This is a genomic window from Anaerostipes sp. CAG:276 (genome assembly GCF_000432215.1).
Taxonomy (GTDB): domain Bacteria; phylum Bacillota; class Clostridia; order Lachnospirales; family Lachnospiraceae; genus Anaerostipes; species Anaerostipes caccae.
Map to the genome: position 1 here is coordinate 22,298 of NZ_FR889195.1, position 12,889 is coordinate 35,186.

At 43.9% G+C, this 12,889-nt stretch carries 15 protein-coding genes; 1 reads left to right on the forward strand and 14 read right to left on the reverse strand.

The features are described from left to right. The 14 genes from QVP35_RS09875 to QVP35_RS09940 form a co-directional block, all read right to left on the reverse strand. A partial coding sequence (locus QVP35_RS09875) for a 5-deoxy-glucuronate isomerase (protein WP_288187860.1) occupies window positions 1–377 on the reverse strand: 377 nt, incomplete at its 3' end. Between the two features lie 18 nt (window positions 378–395). Beyond that, window positions 396–1,676, reverse strand: coding sequence for a TRAP transporter large permease (locus tag QVP35_RS09880; protein ID WP_009290143.1), 1,281 nt, complete (start codon window positions 1,674–1,676; stop codon window positions 396–398). Then, window positions 1,676–2,182 (reverse strand): TRAP transporter small permease, encoded by a 507-nt coding sequence (locus tag QVP35_RS09885; RefSeq protein WP_009290144.1) that lies wholly within the window; start codon window positions 2,180–2,182, stop codon window positions 1,676–1,678. Before QVP35_RS09885 ends, QVP35_RS09880 begins: the two co-directional genes overlap by 1 nt. Beyond that, window positions 2,179–3,228, reverse strand: a complete 1,050-nt coding sequence (locus QVP35_RS09890; RefSeq protein WP_009290145.1) for a TRAP transporter substrate-binding protein — start codon at window positions 3,226–3,228, stop codon at window positions 2,179–2,181. Before QVP35_RS09890 ends, QVP35_RS09885 begins: the two co-directional genes overlap by 4 nt. Window positions 3,229–3,562: 334 nt before the next feature. Further along, window positions 3,563–4,240 (reverse strand): FadR/GntR family transcriptional regulator, encoded by a 678-nt coding sequence (locus QVP35_RS09895; RefSeq protein WP_039930468.1) that lies wholly within the window; start codon window positions 4,238–4,240, stop codon window positions 3,563–3,565. Between the two features lie 41 nt (window positions 4,241–4,281). After that, window positions 4,282–4,941 carry a Pr6Pr family membrane protein gene (locus QVP35_RS09900; RefSeq protein ID WP_009290147.1) on the reverse strand — a complete coding sequence of 220 codons (660 nt, stop codon included), beginning with the start codon at window positions 4,939–4,941 and terminating at the stop codon, window positions 4,282–4,284. Window positions 4,942–5,025: 84 nt separating this feature from the next. Beyond that, a complete protein-coding gene (locus tag QVP35_RS09905; protein ID WP_009290148.1) occupies window positions 5,026–6,345 on the reverse strand; it encodes an MATE family efflux transporter in 1,320 nt (439 codons plus the stop codon). Between the two features lie 91 nt (window positions 6,346–6,436). Further along, window positions 6,437–7,087 (reverse strand): HAD family hydrolase, encoded by a 651-nt coding sequence (locus tag QVP35_RS09910; RefSeq protein ID WP_009290149.1) that lies wholly within the window; start codon window positions 7,085–7,087, stop codon window positions 6,437–6,439. A gap of 6 nt (window positions 7,088–7,093) precedes the next feature. Further along, complete coding sequence (locus QVP35_RS09915) at window positions 7,094–7,927, reverse strand: PTS system mannose/fructose/sorbose family transporter subunit IID (RefSeq protein WP_006568236.1); 834 nt, start codon at window positions 7,925–7,927, stop codon at window positions 7,094–7,096. Then, complete coding sequence (locus QVP35_RS09920; RefSeq protein ID WP_006568235.1) at window positions 7,917–8,717, reverse strand: PTS sugar transporter subunit IIC; 801 nt, start codon at window positions 8,715–8,717, stop codon at window positions 7,917–7,919. Before QVP35_RS09920 ends, QVP35_RS09915 begins: the two co-directional genes overlap by 11 nt. Before the next feature lie 22 nt (window positions 8,718–8,739). Continuing rightward, window positions 8,740–9,201 (reverse strand): PTS sugar transporter subunit IIB, encoded by a 462-nt coding sequence (locus QVP35_RS09925; protein ID WP_006568234.1) that lies wholly within the window; start codon window positions 9,199–9,201, stop codon window positions 8,740–8,742. 21 nt (window positions 9,202–9,222) lie between these two features. After that, window positions 9,223–9,636, reverse strand: coding sequence for a PTS sugar transporter subunit IIA (locus QVP35_RS09930; protein ID WP_009290150.1), 414 nt, complete (start codon window positions 9,634–9,636; stop codon window positions 9,223–9,225). A gap of 17 nt (window positions 9,637–9,653) precedes the next feature. Further along, window positions 9,654–10,727 carry an SIS domain-containing protein gene (locus QVP35_RS09935; RefSeq protein ID WP_009290151.1) on the reverse strand — a complete coding sequence of 358 codons (1,074 nt, stop codon included), beginning with the start codon at window positions 10,725–10,727 and terminating at the stop codon, window positions 9,654–9,656. Between the two features lie 44 nt (window positions 10,728–10,771). Next, window positions 10,772–11,791 carry an SIS domain-containing protein gene (locus QVP35_RS09940; RefSeq protein WP_009290152.1) on the reverse strand — a complete coding sequence of 340 codons (1,020 nt, stop codon included), beginning with the start codon at window positions 11,789–11,791 and terminating at the stop codon, window positions 10,772–10,774. Between the two features lie 377 nt (window positions 11,792–12,168). Between QVP35_RS09940 and QVP35_RS09945 the strand changes: the two genes are divergently transcribed. Further along, window positions 12,169–12,879, forward strand: coding sequence for a GntR family transcriptional regulator (locus QVP35_RS09945; protein ID WP_006568229.1), 711 nt, complete (start codon window positions 12,169–12,171; stop codon window positions 12,877–12,879). Window positions 12,880–12,889: the final 10 nt, after the last annotated feature.

The following is a 12,889-nucleotide window of genomic DNA, read 5'->3' on the forward strand; positions in this document are numbered from 1 at the left end:
GGAAGAGAGATGTCAAATTTTCTGAAATGAGGCTTCCCGATTCCTTCATAATGCGCACCTGCAATGTAGAAAATACAGTCTTCTGCTGCCGTGATTGTCAGCTTATCACCCCCGGGAATATAACAGGAGTCAAACTTCTCCATTTCCTGATTCAGAACTCTGTGGCTCAACCGGGCTTTTCCTTCCAGAAGGACCGGATGCATTTCTAATTCCCCGGACTCCAATGTATACGTTTCTTTCGCTTTTAAATTCAGACGGAAAACCTGAGCTTCTCTGCACTCGCAGGTGTCAGGTGTAATCACCTTATGAAATCCTTCCTCATCCGAAGACTGGACCTTCCAGCCCTCCACTCTGATTTTATTTTTTAAATCCTTCATTATCTAACTCCTTTCAGTTCACCCAATCAAAAATCTGCTGACCGCCGGTATCAACACCACCGCCAGGAACACCGCCACATAACCGATAAAGAATGGAATCTGTCCTTTTGCAATCTCTCCCATTTTAAGTTTTGTCACCGATGCCGCCGAGAAGATATTGACTGCCACAGGTGGTGTCATCGTCCCGATGACGTTGGAAATAGAGACAATCATTCCAAAATGGACAGCATCTACACCAAGGCTGCCTGCAATTGGCCAAAGGATCGGAACCATCAGAACACATGTCGCAATTCCCTCCAGGAAGGTTCCGAAAATCAGCAGTACAATTGCTACTACAAAGCAGAACAATGTTTTGCTTAAATCCAATCCGACGATAAAGTGTACCAGTTCACCTGATATTCCGGAATAAGCAAATATCCATGAGAAGGCGGTGGAGGTTGCGATAATAAACAGGATCATCGCCGAACCTTTTGCCGAGTCCAGAAAAATCGGAATCAGTTCACTTACCCTGACCTCTTTATAGATGAAAATTCCCGCAATCAATGCCCAGACAACCGCCACAGCTGCTGATTCCGTAGGGGTCAGCAATCCCGAATAAATTCCGCCAAGAATGATCACCGGTAAAAGAATAGCAGGAATAGCTCTTACAAAGGTCTCCCCAAGTTCTTTCATCGTCGGCCGTTTTTCTGCCTTCGGCCATTTTTCCTTATTGGCCAGCATCAAAACTACGACCATTAAAATCACCATGATCATAATTCCGATAAACATACCCGATGTAAACATGTCTCCGATGGACGCACCCGTGATGGTAGCATAGACTACCATGATAATACTCGGGGGAATCACCGGCCCCAGTCCTCCGGACACGACCAGCAATCCGGCGGTTCGGTCTTTAGGATATCCCAGCTTTACCATCTCCGGATAAAGCATAGATCCAATAGCGATCACAGTGGCCGGTGCGGATCCTGAAAGCGCCGCGAAGAAAGCAGATGCGAGTACCAGCGCCAGCGCCATACCGCCGCGTACGCCCCCGACGATGCTGTTCGCAAAATCAACCAGACGTTTTGAGATACCGCCTTTTGTCATTAAATTCCCCGCAAGAATAAAAAACGGGATAGCCATGATGGATGCAGACTCCAATCCTCCGAAAATCCTCTGCGCGATGATTCCCGTGGTTACCGTAAAATCCGGGCTAAATACAATGGTAGCCCACACGGAGGCTCCCAGGGCAAATGCGATCGGAACACCGATGATCAAAAAAACTGCCATGGATCCAAATAGTATTAACGCTGTTGACATTATGCCTCCACCTCCTCTTCTTTATGTTTTCCTGTAATTAGATCTGAGATCATCCTGATGGTGAATCCTGCCTGAACAATCACGATCATTCCGAAACTGATCACAATGGCCGCATACGGAACTGCCATCGGCAGCTGCAGGGCCGCTGACGTCTGCCCGCTCTTCATTTGTGTTCCTACCATGTTGACAGCGGTAACTAGGATCGTAACAGAAAAGATTAAAACAATGATTTTCGAGATGATCTGTACCATCTTTTTCCCTCTTCCGTGAAACTTTTCAACTACAGCCGTCACTGCGATCTGCGTTCCATCCCTGAGTCCGATCTCTGTTCCGATCAGAGCCATATAGATCATGCAGTACGTGGACGCTTCATCAAACCAGGTAATCGGAAGTTTAAAAAAGTTTCTGTTGACAACCTGGGCAAAAGAACTGGCAACCATAACGGCAAAGGCTGCGAACATGATTCCATTCTCCGCCTTTGTCAGCGCTTTGAGCATGTTTTTCATTTTTCTCCCCCTTGTTTTGTGTCTGCAAGTATTTGATCAACTGCTTTCTGCCACTTTTTATCAAAGGTATAACCCTTCTCTTTTGCTTTCTTCTGATAGGACATCTTTAATTCATCCGTATTAATATTCCAGAATTTTACGCCTTTCTTTTTCAGCACTTTTACAGCTTCTCTATTTGTGTCCTTCAGATATTTTCTCTGCGCGGTATATCCTTCTCTGCAGCCTTCCATAAATTCATCTCTCAGCTCTTCAGGGATCATCTGCCATGCTTTGTCAGACATCATCACTGGAATATAAGTAAATACATGGTGTGTATAGGTTACATCTTTCGTAACTTCATAGTACCCATTGGATAAACAGTTGCTCACTGCGTTCTCACAGGCATCGATGGTTCCCTGCTGGAGCGCTGTAAACACTTCGTTGTACGCCATTGCGGTGGGCATGGCACCAAATGACTGAAACGCTGCCATGTGATACTGGTTCTGCATGGTGCGGATCTTAACACCTTTGAAATCACCAATCTCCTTAATCGGCTTCTTTGAAAATGTGTCTCTAAATCCGGATTCCAGATATCCTATCACGTGTACATTTAACTTTTCTTTTGCCGCTTTCTCAATCAAGTCTCCCACCGGTCCATCCACCGCTCTATGTGCCTGATCTTCATTTTCCCAAAGATAAGGCTGATCAAGAATGTCCATTTCAGGAATCCAGTTGGTTAAAACAGAATTTGCAGCAGATGCAATGTCCAAGTCTCCCTGTGAACACAATTCCGTAGATCCTCTTTCATCTCCCAGCGCTCCACCCGTGACAACAACGATCTTAATCCGTCCATCCGTCTTCTCGTATACACTGTCTGCCATTGCTTTAGCTCCTTTGTAGATTGGAGATGACTCCCCGTCTACGATTGACATTCGGAATACAAGCTGTTTGCTTTTTAGGGAGGTATTGCTGATTTTACACCCCGCCATTACTGCCGTCATCACCACAAATACCAGAATTACTGTAGCTGCCCGTCTGATGATTCCGAATCTTTCACTTGATTTCATCCTATTACCTCCACATTTATATTATATTTGCTTCAAATTCATCTGATGTATTTGATGTTTTTATTATCCCCCCGCTCATTATTTCTGTCAATATACTTTTAGTATTCCCTAATATTTTTGGTATTATTTTATAATTTTTCACTTATGTTTTATCAAAAACACACAATACCTTTTCTTTCATTCCCCAAAATACATCTGATGAATATTGTATGTTATATTTTAAATCCACTATTTCCTTTAGAAACAAAAAAAGAGTCTATTTCAGACTTTCATTACGAAACGTCCAAATAAACTCCGAAAACCCTAATCAAAAGCTAAAATATATGTCATCCTCCTAAGTATTGTCTATGATTCCTGACCGAAGTATGTTCAGATGAGATATCATACTATATTTAGCTTTATAAACATCATGATTTGTGATCGCCTCCGCAATATTGCGGTGCTCTGTCACAGTCTGTACTCTATATTTATCCCTAGTCACCCCAATATTCAGCTGCACAGAGGATGTGATGATCGGTATCAGTTTTTCTACTACCCTGTTTCCGCTGCACTCTGCAACCCGTTGATGAAACAGAGCATCCTCCTGCCGGTAAGGTTTATTTGCCTTGATCAAGTCCTCGACCGTTTGACATTGTTCCAGCATAGCGGCAATTTGTCTCTTAGTGGCATTCATCGCCGCCCGCGCTGCAATTTCCGGTTCAAGCATCAGACGCACATCCATCATGTCCAGCGCAAGGCTTTCCGCAGAGCCTTCAAATGCCAACCCCAGGGGATCCTCCGGGATTCCATTTTTGTAGGACACAAAAGTACCGGCTCCCTGCCGTACCTCTAAAATATTTCTGGATACAAGAATCCTGATAGCCTCTCTGACCGTACTACGCCCTACATTTAATAATTTTGCCAGTTCATATTCGTTCTGCAGCCGATCACCCGGCTCCAGTCTGTTGGATTTGATCAGATCAATAATATCTTCAGCAGCAATCTGTGGCAGCGGTTTTGTTTTACCTTTCATGTATATCAAATTCCCCTTCCTTACCTGTTCATCGTTTGTTTTCATTTTATAGCATTTGATACAGTACTGTCCAGAGCACTTTTGGCACTAGTTATATATGATCTTTCCTTTCGCTTATTAAAACGAAAAGGTGAATTATTTTGTATGATCCTGTTCAAAAAAAACATCGCACATCCGATCATCACCACAGCAGCGAAGAGGACCGTTATAAAGGATACACAGTAGCCATACCCGTATTTTTTTACATTCAGAAAAAAGTAAATAGAATCTCCTGTCACTTTCCCATATCCTGCCGCAAATACAAGATACAGCATCGGTGCGGCTAAAGCACTGAGAATCTGTCTGGTCTTTTGCACACGGTTCATATCACAGAACAGAAAATAGTAAAATATCATTAAAAGCGGATTAAACATATGCAAACAGAAAAACATACCGTTAAATTTAAATACCCCGGTAAATGCCGCACAGACAATCAGGACCAGGAATAACAGCATCATACAGTCGAAATACAAAATCTGCGGTACCTTTCTCCCTGACCGCCTGAAAAAGAAAGTGAGGGACAGAAATACCCCGGACAAAAAGTTGCTGAGGAAGGTCAGTTCATGCAAAGATCCTGACCTTCCCCGATAACCGTATAGAGCAGTAAAAACCATTATGACTGCCATTCCCAGTGTGACTGGCTGCTGACATTTGCTTTCCATGCCGATTCCTCCCCGGAGTCTGATTCTGCTCTTACACTATATTCACTTCTTCCCTCAATGATGACTGCCGAAAACAGATACAGCTCACTCTATTTCTCTCGTGATATTTCTGATCCAGCTGCAGTTTTTATATCTGCCCCAGATGATCGGAATTTTCACCAGCTCATCGCTCATCAGGAGCGCGTACACAACCGGTACACTGCAGTGGAATACAAAAGCTGCTGCCGCTCCAAGCAAAACAGAACATCCCCACATAGCCGTCAGGTCTATGATCAGTCCGAATCTGGTATCTCCGCCGGAACGGAAAATCCCCACGATCACAGTTTCATCCAGGGTCTGGGCAACCGCATAGTAAGCCATTACACACATCATAAACCGCAGGTAATCCTTGGTTAACGGCGTCATAGCCATTACCATTATGATCATCTGAGAGGATAAGAGAATGATCACAGCGCTTCCGATTCCCAGAAGAATGCTGAGTTTTACAAAACGCTCCGCATAGGCTCTGGCATGCTGATACTTCTTCTCCCCGATGGTTTTCCCCAGATAAATTGCTGCCGCATTAGAGATTCCGAAACTCACGACCATAGACATCTCTTTTGTGACCTGAGCCACTGAATTTGCAGCTACCGCCGCACTCCCCATGTGCCCAAGGATCGCTGTACTCGCAGAGTTGGCAATTCCCCACAAAACTTCATTTAAGATCACAGGGACTGCACACACAAGGAAATCTTTCAGCAGCCCGGAGTCCATATGGAAAAAGTATTTCATGCGAAAAAGAATTTCCCTGTTATAGATTTTTGCATATCCGATTACGAGGATCAGTTCCAGAATTCTTGCCAGAAGCGTTGCTAAGGCGGCTCCCCTTATCCCCATCGCAGGGCAGCCGAACATTCCAAAAATAAAAACCGCATTTAAGATTACATTGCAGATCAAAGAGCTTAAGTATACTGCCGTCGCAACTTTAATGCGCTCCACACTCCGCATAATATACAGATACACATCAGTAATTCCGATGGCTATATAAGAAAACGCCACAATCCGCAGATACTTGACTCCTTCTCTGATCACTTCGGATTCATTGGTAAAAATCCTGATCAGCGTTTCAGGCATCAGAAGGGATACCAGTGTGAATATGGCAGTCACTGCGACTGCCATGCACATTCCCATAGCGAGTATCCTCTCGATGGTTTTTTTATCACCTTTCCCCCAGTACTGGGCAGTAAGTACAGTTGCCCCGGAGGTTAAACCAAAAAGGAACAGGGACATAATATACTGCACCTGTCTGGCAAGTGAGGACGCAGACAACGCAGTCTCTCCCACCTTTCCCAGCATAAACACATCGCAGGCGCTGACGCCTGTATTGATCAGGTTCTGCAAGGCCATCGGAATTACGAGGGCCATGACCCCTTTATAGAAACTTTTCCAGTTAATATCCGGCTCATTACTATTATATTTTTTGTTATAACGATCGCTTACAATTTTATCACCGACTTTACAAATTAAATTTTGTTCTGATCATCTCTTTTGCATGATACATATCACGGACCACATGATCTGCCATCTCCTGGGTGAACCCGAATCTGTCCTCCCTGTGAGCGATCACATGGGCACCTGCACTTTTTGCCGCACAGATGCCATAATCAGAATCCTCAAGAACAATACACCTCTCCGGTTCCACACGAAGGCACTTCATCGTCTCTGTATAAATCTCCGGGTTTGGCTTGCTCTCCTGAAACATTTCTCCGCTTAAAATCACCGGGAAATATTTTCTGAACCCGATTTCATCCAGCACTTCTGATATTTCTTCCATAGAGCTGGAGGAAGCAAGTGCCGTCTTGATATGATGTCTTCTCAAAAGCTTGAGTATCTCTTCTGTACCAGGATTAATGATGTCCCTGTAAGAAAGCTCATATCCCTCTTCCTCCTCACAATAAGTTTCCCAAAGCCTGCTGCCCTTTTCCCTGCCGAACCATTCCATCATCATCTGGCGGCTCTGGGAATTTGATAAACCGACAATCTTTTTCAGTTCATTTTCCGGAATCATACATTCCTTTTTAATTAACAGTTCTTTAAGCCAGTTATAATAGACGATCTCACTGTCTATGATAACCCCGTCCATATCAAATATGATTGCTTCATACATGATTTCTTACCCAAGGAATCCAAAAAATGCTCCTACAACACCAAGTACCATGAGCAGTAACATCATCACGATCGGGTTGCACTTATCCTTCTTAAAGATGTAATAGATCACACCGAACAAAGCCAATGGAAGAATTCCGGGCATAATTCCGTCTAAGATTGACTGCACCGTTGTGGCATCCTTTCCTATTCCGAACTTAATCGGTATCGACAGATACACATTTTCTGCGGTCATGGCGCCAGCGACAGTGAGTCCTAGGATACTGGCTGCCTGCATGACTTTATCCATGATTCCGGATTTCTCTAATTTATCCATGGCCTCCACGCCCAGTTTATACCCGAGAAATGTCAGCGGATAGCGCAGTCCGAAGTTCGGTATGTTAAAAATCAGCCAAAACAGGATCGGGCCCAGTATGTTGCCTTTCATAGCCAGAGAAACACCGATTCCCATTGCGATAATCCGGAGAGTTCCGTGATACATCGCATCTCCGATTCCTGACAGCGGCCCCATAAAAGCCGTCTTTACCGCGGAAATAGATGTGGTATCAAAATTTGGATCTTCCGCATTTTTTTCTTCCATGGCTGCTGTGATTCCAAGCGGCAGCGTAGAAATGTACATGGTCACATTGTATAATTCCATATGCCGCTGCAAAGCTTTAATGTAGTCTTCTTTGTTTGGATACAGTTTTTTTAGAATCGGCAGTATGGCAAAGCAGTAACCGGAGTGCATCATACGTTCATAGTTCCAAGAATGCTCCATCGGGATCGACCGGAGCCACACTTTCCTCAGATCACTTTTTGTAATCTTCCCATTATAGTCGGCATGTATGTTAAAACTCATCGAAATCTCCCCCTTCCGTTTCATCAGCGACAGCCGGCACCCGGCCTGATCCGAACAATCCGGTGCTGGAGATTCCAAACAGCGCTGCCAGAATCAGTATTGCAAATAAAGCAACACCGGTTGTTGATACCCCTGAATAGGCGACGATAAAATAGCCGATAAAGAAAAACGGAGCGATGCTCTTTTTCATAATCATCTGTGCCAGAAGGGCAAATCCCATGGCCGGCAGAAGTCCTCCTGCAATCTCCATACCTGTCTGCACAAACTCCGGAATTAATTTCATCAATGCGGAAATTTTGTCTGATCCAAGATAAAACGCAATCGGCACGATCGGCGTTGTCACTCCCCACGCCACAAAGCCGCTTAAAATAAAGTTTCTCTGAAATGCCCGGTCATTGCCGTCGGCAATATTCTTATCCATCAGATGGGCAAAAAAGTTCAGAATCGGATATCCTGTCACGTTGCTGATCGCCAGTACGATGCTCGCTACCGGAAGCCCAAGGGTCAGCGCCATCTCCGGTCCTGCCCCTGCTTTGATGGCAAGCGCCACGCCGAGAATCGTTCCGCTGACCATATCCGGCGGGTCATATGCCCCGATCGATGCCGCGCCGGCAAATGCCAATTCCATCGTTGCTCCCATGATAATTCCGGCCTGGAAGTCTCCCATAATGAGTCCGACAAAAGGGCCTATGACAATGGGTCTTTGGATCATACAAGTCCCCAGAAACCATTCAAAGTTTGTACAAAACCCTAAGATTCCCAGGAGAACTGCCTGTACTCCTGTACTCATAGCTGTTCCTCCTTTTCATATTCTAAAGACGTATCGTCTGCTCTGCCTTTTCCGGCACACCCTGCTGGTAGACATGCACTCCGTCCTCTATCAGTTCCTTTAACATCTCTTCTTCTTTCTGATTTACATAAACAACCGGTGCCAGAGACCTTTTATCATCTCCCGGTGTTGTCCCTCCAAGGTTCAGTTCCTTGATCCCAAGCTCCTTGACCAGGCGGTAGGCACCCTCGATGTTCTCGCACACAACAAATAAATGATATTTATCTGTAATGCCGCTTTTGATCGCTTTGATGCTTTCCTCAATGGTCTTTACTACAACTTTGACTCCCGGCGGTTTTGCCAGTTTCACAGAAGTAACCCTCACAGGATCATCCTGAAGCGTGTCTGTGACAAGCAGAATACAGTCGGCACTCAGCTTGGAAGTCCATGAAAATGCTACTTGTCCATGCAGCAGACGATAATCAACTCTCACCTTTTTAATCATTTGTATCTTCTCCTTTCCTATTTAAAACTCCCCCAGATCATCCATATTGGCTGAAACCTGAATGTCATTGCAGTATTGAATTCCGTCTTTTGCCGCCTGAATGCCCTGCCTGATTAACTGTTCTGTATTTTCTTCCTCTGATAAGATCAGATGTACTGCCAGCGGCAGATTCATCCCGCACACTAAATGGAGATTCGGCCGGTCCAGGAACTTCATCATATCATTGTTGACGCTCCCTCCCAGAATATCAGTGAGTATGATAATATCATCCTGCGGCGGGTATTCCGAAATCTTCTCCCGAAGTTTCTTGGAATATAGCTCCTCTCCTTCCATATAAGCATTAAAGTATGGTATTTTATTTCCTAAAACAAATTCAATGGCAGTTGCAATCCCCTCTGATATGCGGGAATGTCCCGTCAAAATGATATGACGCACCGTATCAGCTCCTTTCCCTAAAATGGCAGATCTTCTTCATAGTCGCTTGTTTTGCAGTGTATTCTTTCTTCAAATTTTATGTACAGCGGATGTTCCGTCGTTATGTTCCTGTTTTTTGCCGTCCAGTAAGCCAGATATTGAAAAAATGCAGACAGATATAATGGTGAAACAATCTCGTCTGTTCCGTTTTCTTCTCTAAGATCTGCCTTTATTAAAAATGAATTCTCGGTAATCTCCCTGGCTGCGCCGCAGATCTCTTCTGTCCGTTTCCCTGCCGGGTCTCCAGAACTGACGAAAAATAATGTATAGTCCGGTGTCAGCTGAAGGTCCGGTCCGTGGATAAACTCTTCTGTTTCAAATGATGCCGTTGGTATGTGTACTAACTCGGAGAGCTTCAGGGAACCTTCTTTCACGGTTCCCATATTTGCTCCGCAGCCGATGAAAAATGCATGTTTCATCGTCAATAATGTCTCTTTGTTTGCCAAACAAAATTCTTTTGCCTGCAAATAAACCCGATGGTGGTTTTCACATGCACATGTCAGCTCCCTGACTGCCTTTTCATAGACTTCTTTCTCTATATCCTCTGTGGACAACTCCATAGATACCAGCATGAAGAAACAAGTCAGTGTGCTCATTCCTTTTGTAACATATCCGACACGTTCTTCCCCTGCGCCGTATTCCACATAGGAGTCAGATAGCTCTGCAATCGCAGATCCTGGTTTCCCAAGGACTGCCATTGCGTGGTATCCTGTCCTCTGATACCGCTCGATCGCTTCTACCACATTGGTGCTGCTTCCGCTCTGGGAAACAAAGAGATAAAGATTGTTTTCTTTCAGTTCTTCATAATAAGTAAAAGCAAACGGCGTTATCAGGCGGACCGGACTTTTCATGTACTTTTCCATAAACGCAAGCGCGCATTGTGCCGCATGATAGGAAGATCCGGATGCCACGATCACGAGTGTCTTCCCCTGTCTGATCCCTTCCTTTAAAAGCCAGCTAATCAGGGGTTTTGTCAGTTCCTTTCTCTGTTCAATGTTTCGGACCATCACAGAGGATGTCTCCTGTATATAGTCTTCCATCTGTTTGCCCACTGCCTGTTCTCCTTTCTGTCATAGAAAAGTTTGCTGAAAATTTCTTAGTAATCCATCACTCTGTAATATCTTCTGATGTCAAGGGAATGTCCGGTTGCATCTTCCAAATGTGCCGTCAGCCGTCCGAGATAAGCTTCTAAGAATGCCGGTGACAAATCTCCTCTGTATTTTTCTGCGATTCCTTCTGCCTCATATTCTTTGGTATCGATGACTTTTACTTTCTTGGAAATCTTCTTTGCAAAGTTCTCTACCCTCTCAGTCAGCATTCTGGTCTCATCTTCTCCCTTGAAGATCATGATGCTTGTGTCTTCTTCTAAAAGCTCCAGCGTGCCATGGAAGAATTCCGGTGATTCAATGGATTTTGTGCGAATCCACTGCATTTCTTCCAGATAGCACATTGCAAAGCAGTAAGTTGATCCCCACAAGTTTCCGGAACCCACCAGCATGTGATATGGTTCATCTTTAATCTGATATGCATATGCCTTTGCCTCTTCGTCTACTTCTTCTTTTATATTAGCTAAAGCTTCCGGCAGTTTTGCAAGGTTCTCCATGAATTCATCGTAGTCATCCATGTCGCCGTTCTTATGTAAAATTGCGCTGACGATCAGAAAGAGTTTCATATGGTCTCCGTCACAGGAAAGTTCATCTCCCGCACCGCAGACGATCGGATATGTGAGCAGTTTCTGTAACGGCGCTTCCTCATTTCCGCTGACTCCAATGGTCGGAATCCCTTTTTCTCTGCAGTACTCTGCCGCCGCAATGGCTTCTTTTGTAGTTCCGGATTCGCTGTAAAGGACAACCAGTGATTTTTCTGTAATTGCTTTATTAATTCCCAACACTAATTCTGCCGCATTTTCCATATAAACCGGCATCGCCGTTCTTTTCTTTGCGAAATATTCCATCGGCATCATGATGGAAATACTGCCTCCCACTCCGGCCATAACCAGATTATCCACACCTTTTTCAAATGCATCGTCAATATATTTTTCAACCTGGGGTTTTAATTTCATGATCTCTTTAAAGCTATTTAAGTAAGTTTCTCTGTCATAATTTTTGTATGTCATTTTATAATCTCCTTTCAACTCCATCACTCCTTGTTATATACCACGTATACGTCTTGGTGCTTTTAGCATACCATTTTAATTTCTACATGTCAATACTCCCATTTATTATCGCTATACATCTTGTATTTTTGTGCACCTTATATAATTTTACTGCTTTTTTTGGATTTTTTACAGATTTGGTTTTTTCATTTAATTCCATACCACTTGACTTTTTTTCCTAACTGGTATATTCTTTCTATATACCAGATGAGCAAACCAGTTATTAAAATCTCTGTCTTTTGGTAGTCTTGAAACACTGATTCAGATACCACTGATTTTTCTGTTTTTTTTAGAAAGAGGCTGAGAGAATACCAGTCTTTATTGGCAGGAGGTGCAAAATGCCGAAAAAATATCCCGTTTATTTACAGCTTGCTGATTTGATCGAAAGAAAAATAAATAAAAATGAATATCCATTGGGAAGTAAAATTCCTTCCGAGAGAGAATTAATAGACGCTTTTGGGATCAGCCGCATGACCGTCCGAAAAGCAATAGAAGTATTAATTGAAAAAGGCCTTTTAACCCGGCAGCATGGCAAAGGCACCTACGTCAGCCAGGCCGCTGTCCATTCTCCTCTCGACAGCATCCAGTCTATGGGAAAGTTCATTCAGGATTCAGGTTTGCTGCCGTCCAATAAAGTTCTGCTTACCAAAAAAGCAAAAGCAGGAGCAAAATACTCTAAAATATTTGACATAGATCCGGAAGATGACATTTTCCTTCTGTTCCGGCTGCGACTGGCAAACGGAAAACCATTCGCCTTAGAATATACATATACTCCATATCACATTGTCCCGGACTTGGACAGCTATGATTTTGAACAGTGCTCTTTTTATGACCTGCTTGAGACGAATCGGATTAAACTTACGCAGGATACTCAGAGACTGGAAATCGTAAGAGTCATGAATCCGCAGGCAGCTCTGCTGAATGTGGAAGAAGGCTCTGCTGTGTTCATGCTCCATAACACAGTTACCAATTCTTCCGGTAAAACCATTGAATATACCCGCTCCTATTACAGTGAACGGACGATTACCTTTACATCCACTTTAACGTAAGGAGACCTAT